The organism is Streptococcus sp. 2579, from assembly GCF_013277195.1.
In the GTDB taxonomy this organism is placed as follows: Bacteria; Bacillota; Bacilli; order Lactobacillales; family Streptococcaceae; genus Streptococcus.
In genome coordinates, this window is record NZ_VMMM01000013.1 from 53,167 (window position 1) to 74,685 (window position 21,519).

General features: G+C 39.9%; 20 protein-coding genes and 1 riboswitch. Of the genes, 3 read left to right on the top strand and 17 right to left on the bottom strand.

Annotated features, from left to right (window positions below):
- Nucleotides 1–136: 136 nt before the first annotated feature.
- The 4 genes from thiE to lctO form a co-directional block, all read right to left on the bottom strand.
- The gene (gene thiE, locus HT725_RS07325) at nucleotides 137–766 is read right to left on the bottom strand and encodes a thiamine phosphate synthase (protein WP_173217690.1); all 630 of its coding nucleotides are present in this window, start codon (nucleotides 764–766) and stop codon (nucleotides 137–139) included.
- A gap of 1 nt (nucleotide 767) precedes the next feature.
- Nucleotides 768–1,550, bottom strand: coding sequence for a hydroxyethylthiazole kinase (gene thiM, locus HT725_RS07330; RefSeq protein ID WP_050262178.1), 783 nt, complete (start codon nucleotides 1,548–1,550; stop codon nucleotides 768–770).
- A 128-nt stretch (nucleotides 1,551–1,678) separates the two neighbouring features.
- Complete coding sequence (locus HT725_RS07335; protein WP_173217691.1) at nucleotides 1,679–2,347, bottom strand: TenA family protein; 669 nt, start codon at nucleotides 2,345–2,347, stop codon at nucleotides 1,679–1,681.
- A 215-nt stretch (nucleotides 2,348–2,562) separates the two neighbouring features.
- Nucleotides 2,563–2,651: riboswitch (TPP riboswitch) on the bottom strand.
- A 148-nt stretch (nucleotides 2,652–2,799) separates the two neighbouring features.
- Entirely contained in the window at nucleotides 2,800–3,936 is a 1,137-nt protein-coding gene (gene lctO / locus HT725_RS07340; protein WP_088791092.1) for an L-lactate oxidase, read from the bottom strand.
- A 718-nt stretch (nucleotides 3,937–4,654) separates the two neighbouring features.
- Here lctO and HT725_RS07345 point away from each other — a divergent pair.
- A complete protein-coding gene (locus tag HT725_RS07345) occupies nucleotides 4,655–5,911 on the top strand; it encodes an ISL3 family transposase (protein ID WP_173253332.1) in 1,257 nt (418 codons plus the stop codon).
- Between the two features lie 143 nt (nucleotides 5,912–6,054).
- On the opposite strand, the gene lysS is transcribed toward HT725_RS07345, so the two are convergent.
- From lysS to typA, 10 genes are all read right to left on the bottom strand, one after another.
- Nucleotides 6,055–7,545, bottom strand: a complete 1,491-nt coding sequence (gene lysS / locus HT725_RS07350) for a lysine--tRNA ligase (protein WP_088791010.1) — start codon at nucleotides 7,543–7,545, stop codon at nucleotides 6,055–6,057.
- Between the two features lie 373 nt (nucleotides 7,546–7,918).
- The gene (gene pyrE / locus HT725_RS07355) at nucleotides 7,919–8,551 is read right to left on the bottom strand and encodes an orotate phosphoribosyltransferase (protein ID WP_173217693.1); all 633 of its coding nucleotides are present in this window, start codon (nucleotides 8,549–8,551) and stop codon (nucleotides 7,919–7,921) included.
- A 32-nt stretch (nucleotides 8,552–8,583) separates the two neighbouring features.
- On the bottom strand, nucleotides 8,584–9,285 hold the full coding sequence (pyrF, locus tag HT725_RS07360; protein ID WP_173217695.1) for an orotidine-5'-phosphate decarboxylase: 702 nt from the start codon (nucleotides 9,283–9,285) through the stop codon (nucleotides 8,584–8,586).
- Between the two features lie 232 nt (nucleotides 9,286–9,517).
- Nucleotides 9,518–10,738 (bottom strand): cell division protein FtsQ/DivIB, encoded by a 1,221-nt coding sequence (locus HT725_RS07365; RefSeq protein ID WP_173217697.1) that lies wholly within the window; start codon nucleotides 10,736–10,738, stop codon nucleotides 9,518–9,520.
- A gap of 9 nt (nucleotides 10,739–10,747) precedes the next feature.
- Nucleotides 10,748–11,806 (bottom strand): UDP-N-acetylglucosamine--N-acetylmuramyl-(pentapeptide) pyrophosphoryl-undecaprenol N-acetylglucosamine transferase, encoded by a 1,059-nt coding sequence (locus HT725_RS07370; protein ID WP_173217780.1) that lies wholly within the window; start codon nucleotides 11,804–11,806, stop codon nucleotides 10,748–10,750.
- A 1-nt stretch (nucleotide 11,807) separates the two neighbouring features.
- Complete coding sequence (murD, locus tag HT725_RS07375) at nucleotides 11,808–13,160, bottom strand: UDP-N-acetylmuramoyl-L-alanine--D-glutamate ligase (protein ID WP_173217699.1); 1,353 nt, start codon at nucleotides 13,158–13,160, stop codon at nucleotides 11,808–11,810.
- A gap of 239 nt (nucleotides 13,161–13,399) precedes the next feature.
- Nucleotides 13,400–14,041, bottom strand: coding sequence for an ABC transporter ATP-binding protein (locus HT725_RS07380; RefSeq protein ID WP_000571284.1), 642 nt, complete (start codon nucleotides 14,039–14,041; stop codon nucleotides 13,400–13,402).
- A gap of 1 nt (nucleotide 14,042) precedes the next feature.
- Complete coding sequence (locus HT725_RS07385) at nucleotides 14,043–16,064, bottom strand: bacteriocin-associated integral membrane family protein (protein ID WP_173217701.1); 2,022 nt, start codon at nucleotides 16,062–16,064, stop codon at nucleotides 14,043–14,045.
- Between the two features lie 453 nt (nucleotides 16,065–16,517).
- Nucleotides 16,518–16,772, bottom strand: coding sequence for a DUF3165 family protein (locus HT725_RS07390; RefSeq protein WP_050253188.1), 255 nt, complete (start codon nucleotides 16,770–16,772; stop codon nucleotides 16,518–16,520).
- Between the two features lie 19 nt (nucleotides 16,773–16,791).
- Nucleotides 16,792–18,633, bottom strand: a complete 1,842-nt coding sequence (typA, locus tag HT725_RS07395) for a translational GTPase TypA (RefSeq protein ID WP_000164111.1) — start codon at nucleotides 18,631–18,633, stop codon at nucleotides 16,792–16,794.
- A 161-nt stretch (nucleotides 18,634–18,794) separates the two neighbouring features.
- Here typA and HT725_RS07400 point away from each other — a divergent pair, with 161 nt between their 5' ends.
- Nucleotides 18,795–19,520 carry a pseudouridine synthase gene (locus HT725_RS07400; RefSeq protein WP_173217703.1) on the top strand — a complete coding sequence of 242 codons (726 nt, stop codon included), beginning with the start codon at nucleotides 18,795–18,797 and terminating at the stop codon, nucleotides 19,518–19,520.
- Nucleotides 19,521–19,559: 39 nt separating this feature from the next.
- Here HT725_RS07400 and HT725_RS07405 read toward each other — a convergent pair whose 3' ends face one another.
- From HT725_RS07405 to HT725_RS07415, 3 genes are all read right to left on the bottom strand, one after another.
- Nucleotides 19,560–19,787 (bottom strand): hypothetical protein, encoded by a 228-nt coding sequence (locus HT725_RS07405; RefSeq protein ID WP_049524359.1) that lies wholly within the window; start codon nucleotides 19,785–19,787, stop codon nucleotides 19,560–19,562.
- A 71-nt stretch (nucleotides 19,788–19,858) separates the two neighbouring features.
- Nucleotides 19,859–20,239 carry a rhodanese-like domain-containing protein gene (locus tag HT725_RS07410; protein WP_173217705.1) on the bottom strand — a complete coding sequence of 127 codons (381 nt, stop codon included), beginning with the start codon at nucleotides 20,237–20,239 and terminating at the stop codon, nucleotides 19,859–19,861.
- Complete coding sequence (locus HT725_RS07415) at nucleotides 20,239–20,469, bottom strand: YqgQ family protein (protein ID WP_001808324.1); 231 nt, start codon at nucleotides 20,467–20,469, stop codon at nucleotides 20,239–20,241. The genes HT725_RS07410 and HT725_RS07415 overlap by 1 nt, the downstream gene beginning before the upstream one ends.
- 102 nt (nucleotides 20,470–20,571) lie before the next feature.
- Between HT725_RS07415 and HT725_RS07420 the strand changes: the two genes are divergently transcribed.
- The gene (locus tag HT725_RS07420; protein WP_173217707.1) at nucleotides 20,572–21,480 is read left to right on the top strand and encodes a LysR family transcriptional regulator; all 909 of its coding nucleotides are present in this window, start codon (nucleotides 20,572–20,574) and stop codon (nucleotides 21,478–21,480) included.
- Nucleotides 21,481–21,519 lie beyond the last annotated feature (39 nt).

The following is a 21,519-nucleotide window of genomic DNA, read 5'->3' on the forward strand; positions in this document are numbered from 1 at the left end:
GCACTCATAAATACAGCAGATCTTTCTTTTGCAAAAAACAAATGACCTGTTTGATGAATTAGCCATTCAAGCTGAATCTGAACATAGCTTTTTAAAAAAGGAAAATCCTACTCAGAATCCAAGGATAGATTGATACCTATTGTTCACTCATTTCTCGAACAGTTTTTTCTATATTTTTTGCATACGATATTGCTGAAATGATTGAAACACCATCTATATTGGTCTGTATAATGTCTTTAATATGTTGCGTCTGTATCCCACCAATTGCAACTAAGGGCATTTGTGGCAATAGTTTTCTTATCAATTTAAGACCTTCATAACCTATAGCACCACCAGCATCATCCTTTGACTGGGTATCAAATACAGGACCAACACCGACATAATCTACATATTCAACTTTTGATTGTTGAAATTCTTCCTCATTTTTTATAGAAAGACCAATTATTTTATCTGGCATCAATTTTCTAATTTCATCAACTCCAAGGTCATCTTGTCCTACATGTACGCCATCAGCATCTATTTCCAATGCTAACTCAATATCATCATTAACAATAAATGGAACATTGTATTTTTTACAAAGATCCTGTAGTTTAATTGCTAATTCGACTTTTTCTTTACCTTCTAAGGCTCCCTCCCCTTTTTCACGAAATTGAAATAAGGTTATACCACCTTTTAAGGCTTCCTCAACGACTCTATATAGATCTTTTCCTTGGCAAGTAGTCGTTCCACAAATAAAATATAGTTTTAGTAATTCTTTATGAAACATTTTACTTCACTCTTTTGAATTCCTTTACATCTTCATCTGAAATCTCGTATAAGGCATTCATAAATTCAACTTTAAATGTTCCAGGAAGATGTCCATTTGGACGTTTTTCTGCCATTTCTCCAGCGATATTGTAAACCAACATTGCTGTTTCTAATGATTTCAATTCTTGACCTTTTTCTAGTCCGATAAAGCTTGCTACCACTGCCCCTAATAAACATCCTGTCCCAATGACTTTTGGCATCATGGCACTACCATTATGAATCGTTACCACTTCTCCATTAACAGCAATCGCATCAACTTCTCCAGTCACTACTATTGGAATATGAAACTTAGCGTTGGCTGCTAGAGCAATCTCATCAATATTATCCACACCAGCACTATCTACTCCTTTAGATGCCACATTTATACCTACTAAAGAAGCAATCTCTCCAGCATTCCCCCTAATCGCAGCTAGTTTGTAATTGTTGATTAAATCATCTGCTACTTTTTTTCTATATTCTCCTGCTCCACAGGCTACAGGATCTAAAACTGCTGGGACATTATATTTCTCTGCAATTTTCAGAGCAGCTTGGTATAATTTCCAATTATCATCCGTTAAAGTCCCAATGTTAATCAATAATCCTCCAGCATATTTTAATAAATCTTCTAAGTCTGCTGGGTACTCGCTCATAGCTGGTGAGGCACCCAGTGCTACTAATCCATTTGCTGTGAAATTTTTTACTACATCATTGGTTATGCAAATGACCAAAGGTGCTTTTTCTTTTAATAATTTTAAACTTGTCATATTGAATTCCTTTCTTTTCACTTTATACGATCTATTGATTTCGATTTATCTCTATCTTTAGTTGAGAATTTTTTTCAGTTACATTGAATGATTTACCTCGTCAAATTTGTCAGTATCCTGAACTTTCTCTAGGCATCATAACCAATATCAAAAAAGGCTAATTCTAAAGCGACCGCTTGATTCCAGCGTTGCTGAAGTTCTGTCAAATCTTCTCGACCTTTTCCGACACGATTGAGTTCGTCAACCAGAAATTGAACCCACTCTGCAAAGAAAGGACCTCTGTGGAGATTGATCCATTCCGAATGAATGTAGGCTTCAGGTAGAGCCAAATCTTTAGAACCCCAGTCTAAATAGAGTCCTTCTGCAATGACCAGCATGACCAAAAGATGGGCATAGTCTGATGAAGCCACTGCCGAATACATCAGATCCTGAAAGGCTTTTGTTACAGGGTGCAAGGTCACTTCCAGATAGTCATTCTCAGATACTTTTAAGTCTTTGAAAGCCTTTTGGAAATAACCATCTTCATCTGCTTCAAGAAAGCCTAGTTGCTTGGCAAAACGGAGCTTGGATTCAAGCTGGTCTGCGTGGGCTACGCAAGCACCTAGCATGGATAAGAAGGCATCAAAGAAGTGATAATCTTGAATCAAGTAATCCTTTAAGACCTTATTCTCAATTGTCCCCGTAAAAAGTTCCTTGACAAAACGATGATTGATTGCAGCCTGCCAATCCTTCTGACTATTTTTTAATAATTCTCCAACAATCAAACCTGGCTGAAATGCATAAACCTGTGTTTCCATATTTATTTTTCCTCCTTTTACTCGTTCGTAATCAACAAAACACCAAGAAAATCCTAGTTTTACTTGACCTTTTTAAAGAAAATCAAGGGCGTTCAAGAAGAGCTACCTAAATGCTTTGTATCACCTTCATCCAGCTTATATAAACAAAAAAACTCCAATTACAATCAAGAATTAGAGTTTAGCTTACAAGATTAGACCGTTCATTTCGACATACGAAAAAACGTTTCACATTTCCCTTCGACAGTCTTAACTGTATCAGGTTCAATGGGTATCATCTCAGCCTAAAGCACCCCAAATGTCTTTATTATTTAATTACTGCACCAGTATAGCAAAAAATGAAAGCCCTAGCAAGATATTTGATTAGAAAATATATTTATATTGTTTTTAATGGTGATTTATTCTTCCAATACACGAAGAAAAACCTCCACATTCAGTGGAGGCAATCTCTTTTATCAATACAATTTTAAGTCACGTGGGTCAACTGGGAAGGTTGGGTTGTATGGGTTGTGACGGAGTTTGAAATGTTTGACATCTTCAATGGTCTGAGTTCCAGACAACTGCATAACTGTCTTCAATTCCGCATTCAAGTGTTCAAAGACTTGACGCACACCAACACTACCGCCGAGAGCCAAGCCATAGATAACAGGGCGACCAATAGCTACCAAGTCTGCTCCTGAAGCCAAGGCTTTAAAGACATGTTGACCACGACGAACACCTGAGTCAAAGACAATTGGTACGCGTTTGTCGACTGCTTCTGCTACTTCTTGAAGTGAATCAAATGCAGCTGGTCCACCGTCGATTTGACGACCACCGTGGTTGGTTACCCAGATACCAGAAGCTCCTGCAGCAAGCGAACGTTCAACGTCCTCACGGCATTGTGGTCCCTTGACATACACAGGAAGTCCTGAGTATTCAGCGATAAATTCTACATCACGTGGAGACAAGCGTTGTTTAGCTGATTTGTAAACAAAGTCCATTGATTTACCAGCACCTTCTGGCAGGTATTCTTCAACAATCGGCATGCCAACTGGGAAGACAAAACCATTACGCTTATCCACTTCACGATTACCCCCTACAGTAGCATCTGCCGTCAAGACAATCGCTTTATAACCTTCAGCCTTCACACGGTCCATGATATGGCGGTTGATACCGTCATCCTTACTAAAGTAAAATTGGAACCAGTGAGGTGTCCCTTGAAGGGCTTCAGAAATCTCTGGAAGGTCAACAGTAGAGTATGAGCTAGTTGTATAAAGAGAACCAAACTCATGCACACCACGCGCAGTCGCCACTTCACCCTGTTCATTAGCTAATTTATGAGCCGCAACAGGCGCCATAATGATTGGTGAAGACAGTTTTTCACCTGCAAATTCAATCTCTGTACTTGGATTTTCTACATTGCAAAGCGTATGCGGAACGATGAGTTTGTGGTTAAAAGCACGGATGTTCTCCCGTAAAGTAAAAGTATCCTCTGCTCCACTGGCGATATAACCAAAGGCTGCTTTAGGGATCACTTTTTGCGCCATGGGCTCCAAATCATAGGTATTGATGAAATCTACATGACCTTCTGCATTGCTTGTTTTGTATGACATAAACTGTCCTCCTTGATTAAGTAAGCGTTTGCTTTTTACTATACAACTATAATAACTCTTTTTTCAATCATTTTCAAGAGTTTTGCTTAAAAACCATCTTATTTTTTCATACAATATACTATCCCTACTTTCCTTAAACTCTAAACTTTAGTCTATATTAAGTGAATCGTTGAGATTTTTTGCTGCCAGGCATTTGAACTACTTTTTTATTTGCTGATTCTATCTACTAATGCTATAAAAAACAAGTGAATAAGACACCAGAACATCCTCTAATAGAGCCTATGGACTTATATCAGTCCCATAATACTGTTTAAGCAAGATACTATCCTAGTTGACGCTAACTTCCTATCCCTCTTATTAATTTTTTATTTATAGTGAATCTGAACAAATCAATTGGGGAGTCCAAGTCAATTTCTAGTACTTTTTGAAAAGTTTCAGCGTACTATCGTAAAATGAAATAAAACATGCGCAAATTGATTAGGGAATTTAAACCAATTTCTAACAATGTCTTAGAAATCAAAGTGTACTATTTCAACTTCAATACACTATACTTCATTTTCTCCTTAAATTCAGTCTCTTTTTGCATCAAAAAAATGGCTCTATAATATTTGTAGTGGGTAAATCCCCTATAGATATTATGGAGCCTATTTTGTTGTAGAAAAAAAGTTCCATAAGATCTATAATGAAAAGCGACAAAACCATCATTAGAAAGAATCATATGGAACAATTACATTTTATCACAAAATTACTAGACATTAAAGACCCTAATATCCAAATTATGGATGTTGTTAATATGGATACCCACAAAGAAATCATTGCTAAACTAGATTGTGAGGCCCCATCTTGCCCTGAGTGCGGAAGTCAAATGAAGAAATATGATTTTCAAAAACCTTCTAAAATTCCTTATCTTGAAACGACTGGTATGCCTACTAGAATTCTCCTTAGAAAGCGTCGATTCAAGTGCTATCACTGTTCAAAAATGATGGTCGCCGAAACCTCTCTCGTCAAGAAAAATCACCAAATCCCTCGTATTATCAACCAAAAAATTGCGCAAAAATTGATTGAAAAGTCTTCTATGACCGATATTGCTCATCAGCTGGCTATTTCAACTTCAACTGTCATTCGTAAGCTCAATGATTTCCGTTTTAAGTTTGATTTTTCTTACCTCCCTGAGATTATGTCCTGGGACGAGTACGCCTTTACAAAGGGAAAGATGAGCTTTATTACGCAAGATTTTGACAAGCTCAATATCATCACTGTTCTTGAGGGTAGAACACAAGCTATCATCCGAAATCACTTTCTGCGCTACGATAGAGCCGTTCGTTGTCAGGTGAAAATCATTACTATGGATATGTTTAACCCCTACTATGACTTGGCTAAACAGCTTTTTCCAAACGCTAAAATCGTGTTGGATCGTTTCCATATTGTCCAACACATGAGCCGTGCTATGAGTCGTATGCGTGTCCAAATCATGAATCAGTTTCATCGAAAATCCCATGAATACAAGGCTATCAAACGCTACTGGAAACTCATCCAACAAGATAGTCGGAAACTCAGCTATAAACGTTTTTATCGCCCTACTTTTCGCATGCACTTGACGAATAAAGAAATTCTAGACAAGCTTTTGAGCTATTCAGAAGACTTGAAACATCACTACCATCTCTATCAACTCTTGCTTTTTCACTTTCAGAATAAGGAACCGGATAAATTTTTCGGGCTCATTGAGGACAATCTAAAGCAGGTTCATCCTCTTTTTCAGACTGTCTTTAAAACCTTCCTCAAGGATAAAGAGAAAATTGCCAACGCCCTTCAACTACCCTATTCCAACGCCAAACTGGAAGCCACCAATAATCTCATCAAACTTATCAAGCGCAATGCCTTTGGATTTCGGAACTTTGAAAACTTCAAAAAACGGATTTTTATCGCTCTGAATATCAAAAAAGAAAGGACGAAATTTGTCCTTTCTCGAGCTTAGCTTTTCTTCAACCCACTACAGTTGACAAAGAGCCAAAAAAGAAAGGACGAAATTTGTCCTTTCTCGAGCTTAGCTTTTCTTCAACCCACTACAGTTGACAAAGAGGCAAAAAAATCCCCTGGCAAGTACCAGAGGATAAGAGCTTATTTCATTGTTGGGAAGAGCAATACATCACGGATAGTAGTTGTATCAGTGAGGAGCATGCAGAGACGGTCGATACCGATTCCCAAACCACCTGTTGGTGGCATACCGTATTCAAGAGCCTCGATGTAGTCATAGTCGATTCCTGTCGCTTCATCATCACCAAGTTCTTTGGCTTTAGCTTGGGCTTCAAAACGGCTAAGTTGGTCGATTGGGTCGTTGAGCTCAGTAAAGGCATTACCGTACTCCTTAGTCATGATGAAGAGCTCGAAACGGTCAGTAAAGCGTTGGTCTTCAGGATTTTTCTTCGCGAGTGGAGATACAGCTACTGGATGTCCATAGACAAAGGTTGGTTGGATCAAGGTTTCTTCAACAAACTCTTCAAAGAAGGCATTGATGATGTGACCAACTTCAGTGTAGTGTTTCTCAACTGGAACTTTCTTCTCAGCAGCGATAGCTTTAGCTTCTTCCAAAGTCATGTCTTGCCAGAAATCGACACCAGTAATTTCTTTGATAGCATCCACCATGTGAACACGTTTAAATGGTTCGTTGATCTTGATTTCAGTACCTTGATAGTTGACTGGACCATCACCTTTAACAGCTTTAGCAGCATGTTGGATAATGCCTTCCGTCAAGTCCATGATGTCTTGGAAGTCTGCATAAGCTTGGTAAACTTCGATAGAAGTAAATTCAGGGTTGTGAGTAGCATCCATTCCTTCGTTACGGAAGATACGGCCAATTTCATAGACGCGTTCCATACCACCCACGATAAGGCGTTTCAAGTGAAGCTCAGTCGCGATACGAAGTACCATGTCAATGTTTTGGGCATTGTGGTGGGTGATAAATGGACGGGCAGAAGCACCACCGGCTTCGTTATGAAGAACAGGTGTTTCCACTTCAAGGAAACCTTTTTGGTCAAGGTAACGACGGATTTCAGAGATGATTTTTGAACGAGTGACAAAGCGTTCAAAGCTTTCACGGTTAGAAATCAAGTCAAGGTAACGTTTACGGTAAATTGTTTCAACGTCTGTCAAACCATGGAATTTCTCTGGTAGAGGACGAAGAGCCTTAGACAAGTGTGTGATGTGAGTAGCCTTGATAGAGAGTTCCCCCATATCCGTACGCATCACTTCACCTTCGACACCAAGGAAGTCACCAAGGTCTGCTTTTTTGAAGATTTCGTAGTTTTCTTCACCGACAGCATCCTTACGAACGTAGATCTGGATTTGACCTTCACGGTCTTGAAGGTGGGCAAAACCTACTTTACCTTTACCACGTTTGGTTACCAAGCGTCCTGCGATAGTAGCTGTTTCGTTTTTATCATGTAATTGTTCTTTATCGAGGTCAGCAAATTTATCTTTTAATTCTTGTGAATTTGCAGTACGTTCAAAGCGTTTTCCAAAGGGATCGATTCCTTGTTCACGGAGCGCAGCCATTTTTTCACGGCGAACGATCTGCTGGTCATTTAGTTCTTCCATATGTTCTGTAGACATGGGATCCTCCTAGTTTTACTCAAAATTGAATACGATGAGTCATTTTTTGCGATACTCCCATTTTATCATAAATAACCAAGAAATTCACGGATAATCTTTCAAAACTAAAAAGAACTTGGCGCTAAAATCACTGAAAAGACTGGGATAAGCAAGAAATTCCAAAATCTCAGAAAAGGAAATCTGACCATGTTTATGGATTATACTTTAATCCTTGTAACTTTCATGACGTGTGCTACTTTTTATATAAGAGCAAGCTAAGCAAATCTAAAACTGAAACAATTGACGTAAAAAACATTAACAACTTGAATCTTGTCATCCATATACCTGATATGACAGAATAGTATAATTTTTAACCTTTTAGTCTTTTGATTTTTTACACCTCTTGCCAAGTTTCTTGGTCTTCTTTAAAGCGTTTTAGAAGATCGAGTCCTTCTGGTGTGATATAGCCTTCTTCTTGGGCTAGATGGATGAGTTCACTGTAGTTAGAAAGCGTCACAAGTTTGACACCTGCATCTGAGAAGTTCTGATCTGCTTTTGGCAATTGGTAACTAAAAATCGCTACAACTCCAAGTACATCTGCTCCTTCTCGCTTGGCTGCTGCTACTGCTTCAAGAACAGAACCACCTGTTGAAATAAGGTCTTCAACTACTACCATTTTTTGACCTTGAGCTATGCGACCTTCGATTTGATTACCAGCACCGTGGTCTTTTGGTTTGCTACGGATGTAGGCAAATGGCAGATTCATCTTGTCAGCAATAATAGCTCCGTGTGGAATCCCTGCTGTTGCAGTTCCTGCAATGACTTCTACCTCTGGAAAGGCTTCTTTGATAGCTTCCACAAAGCCATTTTCAATTAGGGTACGAGTTTCTGGATAGGCAAGACTTACACGGTTATCTGTGTAAATCGGCGACTTGATACCAGATGCCCAAGTGAAAGGCTCCTCTGGTTTGAGGTAAACGGCTTGAATTTTCAAGAGGTGGCTAGCGATATCTTTAGCAAGTGTCATGGTATTCTCCTTTTATTTTTATAATCTATTCTTTAATTCCAGTCCTGTGTCCATTCATCCTTGATGGCATGATAAGCTGCAACAGGATCCTCAGCTTGGGTAATGGGACGTCCCACTACGATATAGTCACTACCGATTTGATAGGCATTAGCAGGTGTCATGACTCGTTTTTGATCTCCAACTGCAACACCAGCTGGACGAATCCCTGGTGTCAGACAGATAAAATCTGGATTGGTAGCCTGCTTGATGACTTCCACTTCCTGAGCCGAGCAAACGACACCATCTAATCCCGCTTCAGCTGTCTTCTTAGCATAATGAATGACAGACTCTTGCAGACTGGTTTGGATATTTTGAAACTCCTGCATCTGGGCTTCTGACGTTGATGTGAGCTGCGTTACAGCTATCAATTTTGCTTGACTTCCAAGACCTTCACGCGCAGCCTTCATCATCTCTACACCGCCAGCAGCATGAACATTGGTCATATCCACACCAAGCTGAGACAAGACCTTCATAGCTGACTTGACTGTATTGGGAATGTCATGAAGCTTGAGATCCAAAAAGACACTATGACCCAGACCTTTCAAGTAAGATACAATCTCAGGACCCGTTGCGTAATAAAGCTCCATCCCTACCTTGAGATAAAGGCTTTCTTCTGCTGGGAAAAGAGCTAAAAATTCCTTGACCGCCTCAAAACTAGGAAAATCAAGAGCAATGACTGGACGATGTTCTCGCATAGGTTTCTCCTTTTACCTTTGCTAGTGAGAGAGTCTGGCCACAAGAAGCCACGAAAAAAGGAACCTGCCAACAGCAAGGTTCCACGAAAAATGGGTAGTCTCCACCCTTTCACCGTCTAACCTTAGCTGCCTCTCTGGACTGCTTTAAAGGTTTTTTACTATTCTATTATTTCTACTAGCACTTGTCAAGTAAAAACATGGCAACTAAAGAGCTATGAAAGAAAAGGTAAACCTAGCGACGCGATGAGCGCTGGGTCGTTTGGTTTCGATTGCTCTCTTCCTCTTGTTTTTTCTGTTCTTCTTCTAAACGTTTACGTTCTTCTTCCTGTTTTTTCTCGGCTTCCTTAGCCTCTTGTTTGGCCTTTTCCTCAGCTTCCATAATTAATTTATCCGCTACAGTGTAGCTGTAAATTCCAGCTTCCATGTCAATCACACTCGGTTCTGACAATTGTGGCTTAATCTTGCTGTAATAAGGCAATTTCTTGCTCATTTCAGACAAGGGAACCAAGACTTCGTCCGAATCATTCATGGTCAATCGAATTAAATCGGAAGTCACCTTGCTGGGAGCTAGTTCCACCTTTTGGATAGCTGCCTTGAGTTCTGGGCTAATTTGAGCAAGTTCTGAGACAAAAGCCTTGATTTGTTCGCTATCATTAAAGAGAACTGATATATAAGTTTCTGGCAAACTGACCAAGCTCACAGAACTAGTCTCAAGCTGACCGCTGGAAAGAATAGGATAATGATTTTCACCAGAAACATAGTAGGCCACAATATCGTATTCTTTAACCTTGATAGTAAACTTGGTTGGAAATTGATAGACAAGTTGAGCTGATTCAACCCAATAATTAGACTTGATCCGCTCTTCATATTTTGCCTTGTCTAGCAGAAGGTTAATCGTATAATCCGAATCCTGAATGCCTGAAGCCTGTCGGATATCATCAGCCGTAGTGTGCATCGTTCCCTCAACACGGATATCCTTCATGGTCGCATAAGGACTTAGTAGGTAGGCAGAGACAATCAATAAAAGCAGACTTGGAAATAAAATCGTTAGAGCTCGCAAGATATGGAGGCCAGGAATCTTTGCTTTGGCTGCTTTTTCCTTTGGAGCCTTTTTAGCAAGATTTTTATCCTGTTCCTCCTTCTCTTTAGACCCTGATTCTTCTATCTCTTCTTCCTTTTTGTCACCCTCTGGGGCTTCTACTTTTTCTTCAGACTTTTCCTTAGCTGATTCTTCATCTTCTGGGTCCGCTTCACTCTCCGAGCCCTCCTTGTCCTCTGACTTCTCGGATTTTTCTCCCATTCGAGCTTGTCTTTCCTTTTCTTTCTCCTCAGCTAGAGCCGCCTCTTCTTCAGCCTTCTTTTTTAGATATTCTTGGTTTCGTTTCTGCCATTCTGATAACTCTTTAAATTCTTCGAGGATTTCTTTGCCCTCATTTTTCTTATCTTTTGACATTTACTTTCCTTATGATAAATCTTTTTTCAACAATTGATAAAAATCTGCTAGAGATTTCAATTCCTTAGAAGCCTTCATCTTAGCTTGGTAGTCTTCCTTGTGGCTTAGTAAGTGAGACAGCTTCTCTTCCAAACTATCCAAGGTCAAATCACTTTCTTGAAGCTCTTCTGCATAGCCTTTCTTAACAAAGTAAGCTGCGTTCTCAATCTGGTCTCCACGACTAGCTTCACGACCAAGCGGCACAATAACATGCAATTTTGCCATGGCCAAGAGCTCAAAAATCGTATTGGCACCACCTCGTGTCACAACAATATCAGCCAATTCCATCAAAGGTTGATAGAGATTGGTCACATAGTCAACACGAAAAAGATTTTGGCTCAACTCGTTCAGGCTAGAATCTCCAGTTAGATTGATAATATTGTAGCGCTCTGTCAGCTCTTTCTTATGGTCTGTCACCAATTGGTTAAAGACACGAGCGCCTGCAGAACCACCGACAAACAATACAGTTGGCAATTTTTGATTAAAGTGGGTTTGGATATCCACCAATTCATCTGGTTCTGGATTTTTTTGGTCTGAAACCTTGGTCACTGCTCCCACATGCTCAACCTTAGACAAACTTGAAGCTTGCTCAAAGGTTGAATACATCTTGGTCGCAAATTTATAAGCGATTTTATTGGCCAAGCCCATAGACAGGTCAGATTCGTGAATAAAGACAGGCACTCCTGACACACGCGCAGCGATAACAGGCGGTACTGAGACAAAGCCCCCCTTTGAAAAAAGAGCCTGTGGACGAATTCGTAACATGATAAAGAGCGATTGGACAATTCCCCACCCAACTTTAAAGATATCCAGCATATTTTGCCAAGAGAAATAACGACGCAATTTCCCAGTCGCAATGGAATGGAAGGTGACATCTAGACCCGACTTGAGGATTTCTTGGTGTTCGATGCCACGTTTATCTCCGATATAGTGGACTTCCCATCCATCTTCGATGAACTTGGGCATCAACAAAAGGTTGAGAGTAACGTGTCCCACCGTCCCCCCACCTGTAAAGACAATTTTTTTCATATTATTCATTTAACTCCGCTACTGTGTCGATAAAGAGGTCGCCACGTACTTCAAAGTTAGCATACATATCCCAGCTGGCATTGGCAGGACTGAGAAGAACCACATCTCCTTGAGTCGCAAGTTCATAGGATTTGCGGGTCGCATCTGCAATGTCAGTCGCATCCACATATGCCACACCAGCCTTGTCTGCTGCCCGTTTAACACGTTCTGCAGACTGACCGAGAATGACCATCTTCTTGAGTCCAGTAATGTCTGGAACCAATTCGTCAAACTCATTGCCACGGTCCAAACCACCTGCAATCAAGATGACCTTGCTGTTGTCAAATCCTGACAAGGCTTTTTGGGTAGCCAAGATATTGGTTGATTTACTATCATTATAGAATTTGACACCCTTGATTTCATCCACAAATTGGAGACGGTGTTTGACACCACCAAAGGCTGAAAGAGTTTCTTTGATGATCTGGTTATCTACACCACGAAGCTTAGCTACAGCAATAGTCGCAAGGGCATTTTCCACATTGTGACTACCTGGAACTCCGATTTCATTCGCTGCCATGACCACTTCCCCACGGAAGTAGAGTTGACCATCTTCCAAATAAGCTCCATCAACCTTTTCAAGTGTTGAGAATGGTACAACTGTAGCTTGTGTTTTTCTTGCCAATTCTTTTGCCAAGTCTTGGTTAAAGTTCAAAACAAGGAAATCAGCTGCTGTCATCTTGTTCTGGATATTCCGCTTGGCTGCTACATATTCCTCAAAAGAACCGTGGTAGTCGATATGAGTTGGCATGAGGTTGGTAATAACCGCAATCTCAGGATGGAATTCTTGAACGCCCATGAGTTGGAAAGAAGAAAGTTCCATAACAAGAGTGTCCTTGTCTGTCGCTGTTTGAGCAACCTGACTGGCAGGATAGCCGATATTTCCTGATAAAAGACCATGTTGCCCAGCAGCAGTCAAAACGTCCCCAATCATAGTCGTTGTGGTCGTTTTTCCATTTGAACCTGTGATACCGATAATGGGCGCTTCTGAAATCAAGTAAGCCAATTCCACCTCAGTCAAAACAGGGATACCTTTGGCCAAAGCCTTTTCAATCATGGGATTGCTGTAGGGAATACCTGGATTTTTCACCATAAGGGCAAACTCTTCATCCAAAAGTTCCAAAGGATGGCCACCTGTGATAACCTTGATTCCTTCTTCCAACAAACTTTGGGCAGCTGGATTGTCCTCAAAAGGCTTCCCATCATTTACCGTCACAATGGCACCTAGCTTGTCCAACAAACGAGCTGCAGATTCACCAGACTTGGCCAAACCTAAAACAAGGACTTTCTTATTTTTAAATTGATCTATTACTTTCATGTCTCAAACTCCATTTCTACTCCTACTATTTTACCATTTTTATGGAAATAAAAAAGCCACAAAGTGTGTTTGTGACTCTTTCTTCTAACTGATACTCTTCGAAAATCTCTTCAAACCACGTCAGCTTCGCCTTGCCGTATATATGGTTACTGACTTNNCCTCAAAGCAGTGCTTTGAGCAGCCTGCGGCTAGCTTCCTAGTTTGCTTTTTGATTTTCATTGAGTATGAATCTTACCATATCATCTATTTGATAAATCGGTAACTCGAATAACTTGATCCACTTGCTCCCAAATCAGAGGATTGTGGGTCGCAATAATAATGGTTCGATTCGGATTTTTTAAAGATTCTAGGATAGAAAGTAATTCCTCAGAGTTTTTGGGGTCTAGCGAAGCGGTTGGTTCATCTGCCAGGATCAAAGGTGGATCCTTTAAAATTATCTTCGCTAGTGCAACACGTTGTGCTTCTCCTCCTGATAATTCAAAGATAGGTTGCTTTAAATCCAAATAAGAGAGGTTTACACGGTTTAGAGCTTGTTTCATCAAAGAGATTTTCTCTTTCTCTTTCAACTTTTTACCAACTAAACCCAGATTGAGATTCTCTTTGACGGTTTGGCTTTCAATTAAGCCAAAATCTTGAAATAGGTATCCTAAGTAATCTCTAAAGAAAACAGAAGGCTTGATGTCTTTAAGAGAAGTGCCATCATAGATGATTTGTCCTTTGTCATATGGCTCTAATCGTCCAATCATATTCAAGAGTGTTGTCTTACCACAGCCACTTGTACCAATTAAGGCATAAATTTTCCCACCTTCAAAATGAAGATTCGTATCTGAAAATAGCTGACGGCTTCCAAATTTTTTAGATATATTCTTTAGTTCAATCATCCTATTTTCCTTTCATAATTGTCATAGAAACACGCGATTCTTTATGAGCTTGACGGTAAAGCGTCAAAACTGCACTAGCTAGAAAGACTAATAAAGTGAGCAAGCCAATCACCAAGTCTCGACTGCTTAAAATAAAGAAACTAGCACCAAATACAAAACTGGCAAATTGGCTAACCATATACTGAGCATGTGTTTCAAAAAATCGTAAACCTGAAATTCGTTTAATCAAGATATCTCGACGGAATTGCTCGAAATATAGAAGATTGACAGAATAAAAGAGTAACAAGGAACTAGCTATCCCCACAATAGCTCCTAGGATTAAAGTTGCTGTTTCAGTTTGCACTTCATTATAACGAGTTAGATAAACACTTCTTCCTTCTTTAAGATAGGATACTTGCTCATAAATTCCAGCTTTCTTCAAGAGTTCTAGCCCACTCTCATATCCTTTGATAAAGAGTTGTTTTCCAGCATTGATAGACCAAACATATTTTGAAATGAAACTATCACCTGTAGATGTTGGAGTAAATACAACTAAAATCGGATCGGTTAAGTACTGAATGGATACTGGGCTTTCACCGTTATTATAAACAAATCGCTTTTCTCCAGTTGGAAGATAGCTAACAATCGCTCTCATTTCATACTCTAAAGGAGCACTTGCCTCCTCACTTGATTTTCCGTAATAGTTCAAACGTTCTTCAAAAACTTTCTTAAGTTCTGCTTCCTGTGAACGAAGAGATTCTGGTAATAAGAGTCCAAATTCCCCTTTTTGAAGATGAGCTAGTTTCTGTCTAGTCTCATCATTTACAGCCACATTTTCCTTGTCTAAATAACTTGGACTGACATAGAGAACATTAGCATCTGGACTATAGGTATCCAGTGTCTCTCCGTTTTCATTTTTTCCTTGAGGATTTGCAAAATGAATGAGATTATCTTTTACAAATAGAGCCTGTTCTTCTTCGATTGCTTCCTTGGCAAAGGCATACCACTTATTCTGATTTTCTGTATCATTTACTCTGTCACCTAAGCCAAAAGAAATTTGATAATAGTCTACTCTGTCATGCCATGCTTGTTTTGAAATTTCAAGTTCTTTCAATCGTTGGTAAGACGTCAAACCTGTCTTAACAGCGTAGCCCACTGTAAAGACAGCAACCAACTGACACAATAGGGTTAAAATCATCAAGCGTTTGAGGGGTAATCTTCCCTTAATAACGGGAACTAATGCTTTGTAACTCAAACTCATTAGATAAAGAAGCATTAGTAAAATTGAAATACCCAATAAAAACAACAGATAGAAACTAATCCCAAAACCATAGGTGGCTAACAAGATAGGATAAAACAAACCTTGACTAAAAAGAACGACTCCCCCACCTAGGAAGGAAAGGAGGGCTGATAGAAGGAGCCACTTAATATCAGTAGATAAAGAATGCCCCATAATGGATAAGAGAGTCTGACCAGAAAAGAGTTTTATACCTGCTGCTCTCATTTCCTTAATCCGAGTGATAATCACTAAAGCAAAGAAAGATAAGCCAAATATTGCTAAACTAATTAAAATAAGGGGATTTAGTAACATTCGAAAAGCAAGAGAATAGGGAGGTGTCTTTCGGTCAGCAATTGCTTTATAACCCAAATCTCCTAATTTATCGGCAAGCTTTTCTTTCGTCAAGGAGCCTGACAAAAGGAGATAACTATTTAGCGGATCACTACGTTCACGACTTTCTTGACTAGCTTCTTGGAATTCTTTTGGTAAAGTTCCCTGACCATAAGTTGCATAAGTAAAGTGAGTCGTCCCATCCTTACTCGGCTCTACAATTCTTCTAGCTATTAAACTCTGTTCTGAGTTTACAAAATTCTCCAATTCCTGTTCAAATACCTCACGAGTCGGTTCCTGAGCCTCTTTTTTGACACGAAGTAAGGAAACGGAATCATAGCTTGCATATAAATATTGTGGCGCACGTAAGACAATAATCCAAGCAAGGAAGAAGCTGAGAAAAAAAGTTGATAATAATATGAATAGTTTCTTCATAGTAGACTCCTTGTATAAGAGAATAACCCTATAGAAAAAGATTTTATCTTTTATAAATTCTTAGAATTATTTTCCTAGTTTAATCCATCACACCCTGAGCACCAAGACAACAATACTCTTCAAAAATCTCTTCAAACCGCGTCAACGTCGCCTTGGATTATATATGTGACTGACTTCGNNATTTTCATTGAGTATAAATTTAATCCTTTCTTATTTTGAAATCGGTTTCTTATAACTTAAGTATATCACTTTCTATCTAATCTATCAACATATTTTACTAAGATATTATCAGTAATGAAGTTTTACAACTTCCTAAAAAATAGATGTCATTAACGAATTTTATTCCAGTTTTTCCCATTCATATTATCCAAGCAAAAGAGATGATGTTATAGTAAAAAACAATTCAAACTATTGTAAAATTCCTACCAAAAAAAGAGAGCCGAAACTCTCTTTTTATCTTCTTTTACTTTTTTTGACTGGCATGAGTGTGATGTCTCTCACACTAAAGTAAGCTAGGATTAACATGGCTATTGCTAGGAACATTTCTGTTGGTAATTGAAAAATTTTCAGAAAAGATAGAGCCAACAAAATTAAGAGTGCCACTAAAATACATACCATAGCGACGATATTGACTGTCCCTTTAATGCTTTCTGGTGTCGCAAATACATAGAGTAGGAGCAGTAAAATCCCTAGGACTAAATAGACCATCTTTCTCTCTTTCTAGCTCTTATTCAGCTGATTTTTTCTTCTTGTTAGCTTTCTCACGCTCTGCTTTGTTAAGGATTTGTTTACGCAAACGGATAGACTCAGGCGTTACTTCCATGTACTCATCGTCGTTCAAGAACTCAAGAGACTCTTCAAGTGTCAAGATACGAGGTGTCTTGATAACAGCTGTTTGGTCCTTAGTAGCTGAACGAACGTTAGTCATTTGTTTTGCCTTAGTGATGTTAACTGTCAAGTCATTTTCACGAGAGTTTTCACCGATGATCATTCCTTCATAAACCTCAGTACCTGGGTTGACAAAGATCGTACCACGTTCTTCGATAGACATGATGGAGTATGTTGTAGCCTTACCAGCATCGATAGAAACAAGGGCACCACGGTGACGACCACCAATTTCACCTGGAATCAATGGCAAGTATTGGTCAAAGGTATGGTTCATGATACCGTAACCACGAGTCATTGACAAGAACTCAGTTGAGTATCCAATCAAACCACGCGCTGGAACAAGGAAGACCAAACGAGTTTGACCATTACCAGTTGAAATCATATCCAACATTTCACCCTTACGTTCAGAAAGGCTTTGGATAACAGACCCTTGGTATTCTTCTGGAGTGTCGATTTGAACACGTTCAAATGGTTCGCATTTAACACCATCGATTTCTTTTACGATAACTTCTGGACGAGATACTTGAAGTTCATATCCCTCACGACGCATTGTTTCGATAAGGATTGACAAGTGCAATTCTCCACGTCCTGAAACAGTCCATTTATCTGGTGAATCAGTTGGGTCAACACGAAGGGAAACGTCTGTTTGCAATTCTGCCTGCAAGCGTTCTTCCACCTTACGAGAAGTCACCCATTTACCTTCTTTACCAGCAAATGGTGAGTTGTTGACCAAGAAAGTCATTTGAAGAGTTGGCTCATCGATGTGTAGGATTGGAAGAGCTTCGACTGCATCTGTCGGAGTAATGGTTTCACCGACAAAGATATCTTCCATACCTGAAACGGCAATCAAGTCACCTGCTTTTGCTTCTTGGATTTCACGACGTTCCAAACCAAAGAAACCGAAAAGTTTTGTAACACGGAAGTTTTTAGTTGTGCCGTCAAGTTTAGAAAGGGTAACTTGGTCCCCAACCTTAACAGTACCACGGAAGACACGACCGATACCGATACGCCCAACAAAGTCGTTGTAGTCCAAAAGTGACACTTGGAACTGCAAAGGCTCATCTGAGTTATCTACTGGAGCTGGGATGTGGTCGATAATTGTGTCAAAGATTGGCGCCATAGTCGCTTCTTGGTCAGCTGGATCATCTGACAATGAAGAAGTTCCGTTGATCGCTGAAGCATAGACCACTGGGAAGTCAAGCTGGTCGTCATCAGCCCCAAGCTCGATGAATAGTTCCAAGACTTCGTCCACTACTTCAGCTGGACGAGCTGATGGTTTATCTATTTTATTGACAACCACGATTGGGACAAGGTCTTGTTCCAAAGCTTTTTTCAATACGAAACGAGTTTGTGGCATTGTTCCTTCGTAGGCATCTACGACCAAGACAACACCGTCAACCATTTTCATGATACGCTCAACTTCTCCACCGAAGTCCGCGTGTCCTGGTGTGTCCATGATGTTGATACGAGTTCCGTTGTAGGCAACGGCTGTATTTTTAGCAAGGATGGTAATTCCACGCTCTTTTTCGATATCGTTTGAGTCCATAGCACGCTCAGCCAATTCAGTACGTGCATCAAGCGTTTCTGATTGTTTCAATAATTCATCAACGAGGGTTGTTTTACCGTGGTCAACGTGGGCGATAATCGCAATGTTACGGATATCTTCTCTTAATTTTGTCATGATTTCCTCTATAATATTCAAAATTTATTTTCTAACTGAACGATTATACCATATTTTCAAGTAAATAACATAATTCAAGCAAGTGTAAATGTTTTCACTCCGTTTTTCTTTTCACGTCAAGCCTTTTCAAAGCAAGCGACTTATGATAAGATAGGCACAGTATGCGTTTAGATAATTTATTAGCTCAAGAAAAAGTTAGCCGAAAGGCCATGAAACAAGCCTTACTCAAAGAGGAAATTCTAGTCGATGGTCGCCCAGCCCGCTCCCTAGCTCAAAATATTGATACAGGACTACAAGAACTCCTTTTTCAGGACCAAATCATTCGAGGTTATGAGCACACCTATCTTATGCTTCATAAGCCTGCTGGTGTCGTTACAGCCAACAAAGACAGGGAACTTCCGACCGTCATGGACCTCCTTCCGCCTGACATCCAATCTGACAAGCTCTATGCCGTCGGCCGACTGGACCGAGATACGACAGGACTCCTCCTCTTGACTGACAACGGTCCCTTGGGCTTTCAGCTCCTCCATCCCCAGTATCATGTCGATAAGACTTATCGAGTTGAGGTTAATGGACTTCTGACGCCTGACCATATCCAAGCCTTTCAAAAGGGAATTGTCTTTTTAGATGGCACTATCTGTAAACCTGCAAGATTAGAGATTCTATCAGCAAGTCCTTCCCACAGCCAAGCCTCCATCACCATTTCAGAGGGGAAATTTCATCAGGTCAAGAAAATGTTCCTCTCGGGTGGTGTTAAGGTGACCTCCCTCAAACGAGTTCAATTCGGTGATTTTACATTAGACACAGAACTAACAGAAGGCCATTACCGTCCTTTGAATCCAGAGGAATTGGAAATCATTAAAAATCACTTAGAGAAAAGTGGATAAAAGAAAAAAGCTTTATGTTTAAAGCTTTTTGTTTATTGCTTATCTAAAAAATACTGCGACGGCTACAATCCAGTTAAGTACAGAAACCACAAGTCCTACGATGTTGAGAATTTTTTCTGTTTTATAGTCTAGTCCAGATTCTTTTTGGTATGAAAAAGCCAAGACCAATCCTATGATCCCCAAAATCAGACCTACAATTGGAAATAGCAAACCGAGCACAATAGATAGGATACCTAAAACAAGAGAGTGTTTTTTCTTTTCTTGCATTTTTTAAAAACTCCTTAAAATGATTATTAATTTAGTATATTAGACCGACTATATCAACTTTTTACAGAATATTAACTAGTCTTCACTTTCCCTTTCCAAGAATCCAAGCCATAAGAAAGGATATAAATCTCAGAAAAACCTTGTTTTTTCAAGTAAAGGGTCGCATTTGTGACACGTTGCGCACGTTGGTTTTCGTAGAGAAGGACAGGTTTATCCTTACGAAGGGCTGCAAGACTAGTCTTCAACTGACTTGAAGGAATATTGCGGGCCCCAAGGATATGTTTTCTGTGGAATTCTGCTGGGTCGCGCAAATCAATCAATTGACCCGTACGAATCAAGGCTTCAAACTCCTCATTGTCTACAATTTTAGCCGCACGGCGAATACGAAGATAGTTAAAGCCCATCCACGCCAACATTGCTAGTATAAGTGCCCACAAAATCCAAGTAACCATTAGTTCTTTTCTCCATTTTTCTCAATATAATCCAATTCTACCTTGTGCTCTCTGCGTAGAACCGCTTCCGCTTCCAGATAATCCAGTTTGTCCATCAGCCCTGCATCGTAAATCCGAGAGAGTTCCAACTTCATCAGCTCAATATCATATAAGCGTTTTCCCATGTAAACAATAATACCAAATCGTTTGAGGAATTGCTGCACATCATAGAATGTTTTCATAAGACTCATTCTAGCAAAATTTTGTGTTTTTTTCAAGAAGAGACTTACACAAAGCTCCTGATTTTCCTATCTTCTTTGGCGATTCTGACGCAAGTGTGGTACAATAAAAACATGAGAATTCAACAATTACACTATATTATCAAAATCGTCGAAACCGGCTCCATGAATGAGGCAGCCAAACAGCTCTTTATCACCCAACCGAGTCTTTCCAATGCCGTGAGAGATTTGGAAAATGAAATGGGCATTGAAATCTTTATCCGCAATCCCAAGGGTATCACCTTGACCCGTGATGGGATGGAGTTTCTCTCTTATGCCCGTCAGGTTGTCGAGCAAACTCAGCTTCTGGAAGAACGCTATAAAAATCCTGTCGCCCACCGCGAACTCTTTAGCGTTTCCTCCCAGCACTATGCCTTTGTAGTCAACGCTTTTGTCTCTCTGCTCAAGAAAAGTGATATGGAGAAATACGAGCTCTTCCTTCGTGAAACTCGGACTTGGGAGATTATCGACGACGTCAAGAACTTCCGTAGTGAGGTCGGTGTCCTCTTCTTAAACAGCTACAACCGTGATGTTTTAACCAAAATGCTGGATGACAACCACCTGCTGGCTCACCATCTCTTCACAGCCCAGCCCCATATCTTTGTCAGCAAGACCAATCCTCTGGCAAAGAAAGACAAGGTCAAACTGTCTGATTTGGAGAATTTCCCTTACCTCAGCTATGACCAAGGAACTCACAACTCCTTCTACTTTTCAGAAGAAATTCTTTCTCAAGAGCATCACAAGAAATCCATCGTAGTCAGTGACCGTGCCACCCTTTTTAATCTCTTGATTGGTTTGGATGGTTATACTATTGCGACAGGGATTTTGAACAGCAACCTCAACGGAGACAATATCGTTTCTATCCCACTTGATATTGATGATCCAATTGAGCTGGTCTATATCCAGCATGAAAAAACCAGCCTATCTAAGATGGGCGAACGCTTTATCGACTATCTACTAGAAGAAGTCCAGTTTGATCGTTGATAAATGATAAGAACCAATATGTAGGCTAGCAACAACCTG

Coding starts and splice junctions, on each gene's coding strand:
- lysS (WP_088791010.1), bottom strand. CDS start 7,545: ATGTCTACAGAACATATGGAAGAACTAAATGACCAGCAGATCGTTCGC.
- pyrE (WP_173217693.1), bottom strand. CDS start 8,551: ATGACACTTGCTAAAGATATCGCTAGCCACCTCTTGAAAATTCAAGCC.
- typA (WP_000164111.1), bottom strand. CDS start 18,633: ATGACAAAATTAAGAGAAGATATCCGTAACATTGCGATTATCGCCCAC.
- HT725_RS07415 (WP_001808324.1), bottom strand. CDS start 20,469: ATGAGTCTTATGAAAACATTCTATGATGTGCAGCAATTCCTCAAACGA.
- HT725_RS07370 (WP_173217780.1), bottom strand. CDS start 11,806: ATGAAAAAAATTGTCTTTACAGGTGGGGGGACGGTGGGACACGTTACT.
- thiM (WP_050262178.1), bottom strand. CDS start 1,550: ATGACAAGTTTAAAATTATTAAAAGAAAAAGCACCTTTGGTCATTTGC.
- HT725_RS07410 (WP_173217705.1), bottom strand. CDS start 20,239: ATGGTTACTTGGATTTTGTGGGCACTTATACTAGCAATGTTGGCGTGG.
- pyrF (WP_173217695.1), bottom strand. CDS start 9,285: ATGCGAGAACATCGTCCAGTCATTGCTCTTGATTTTCCTAGTTTTGAG.
- HT725_RS07365 (WP_173217697.1), bottom strand. CDS start 10,738: ATGTCAAAAGATAAGAAAAATGAGGGCAAAGAAATCCTCGAAGAATTT.
- HT725_RS07420 (WP_173217707.1), top strand. CDS start 20,572: ATGAGAATTCAACAATTACACTATATTATCAAAATCGTCGAAACCGGC.
- HT725_RS07335 (WP_173217691.1), bottom strand. CDS start 2,347: ATGGAAACACAGGTTTATGCATTTCAGCCAGGTTTGATTGTTGGAGAA.
- lctO (WP_088791092.1), bottom strand. CDS start 3,936: ATGTCATACAAAACAAGCAATGCAGAAGGTCATGTAGATTTCATCAAT.
- HT725_RS07345 (WP_173253332.1), top strand. CDS start 4,655: ATGGAACAATTACATTTTATCACAAAATTACTAGACATTAAAGACCCT.
- murD (WP_173217699.1), bottom strand. CDS start 13,160: ATGAAAGTAATAGATCAATTTAAAAATAAGAAAGTCCTTGTTTTAGGT.
- thiE (WP_173217690.1), bottom strand. CDS start 766: ATGTTTCATAAAGAATTACTAAAACTATATTTTATTTGTGGAACGACT.
- HT725_RS07385 (WP_173217701.1), bottom strand. CDS start 16,064: ATGAAGAAACTATTCATATTATTATCAACTTTTTTTCTCAGCTTCTTC.
- HT725_RS07390 (WP_050253188.1), bottom strand. CDS start 16,772: ATGGTCTATTTAGTCCTAGGGATTTTACTGCTCCTACTCTATGTATTT.
- HT725_RS07380 (WP_000571284.1), bottom strand. CDS start 14,041: ATGATTGAACTAAAGAATATATCTAAAAAATTTGGAAGCCGTCAGCTA.
- HT725_RS07405 (WP_049524359.1), bottom strand. CDS start 19,787: ATGCAAGAAAAGAAAAAACACTCTCTTGTTTTAGGTATCCTATCTATT.
- HT725_RS07400 (WP_173217703.1), top strand. CDS start 18,795: ATGCGTTTAGATAATTTATTAGCTCAAGAAAAAGTTAGCCGAAAGGCC.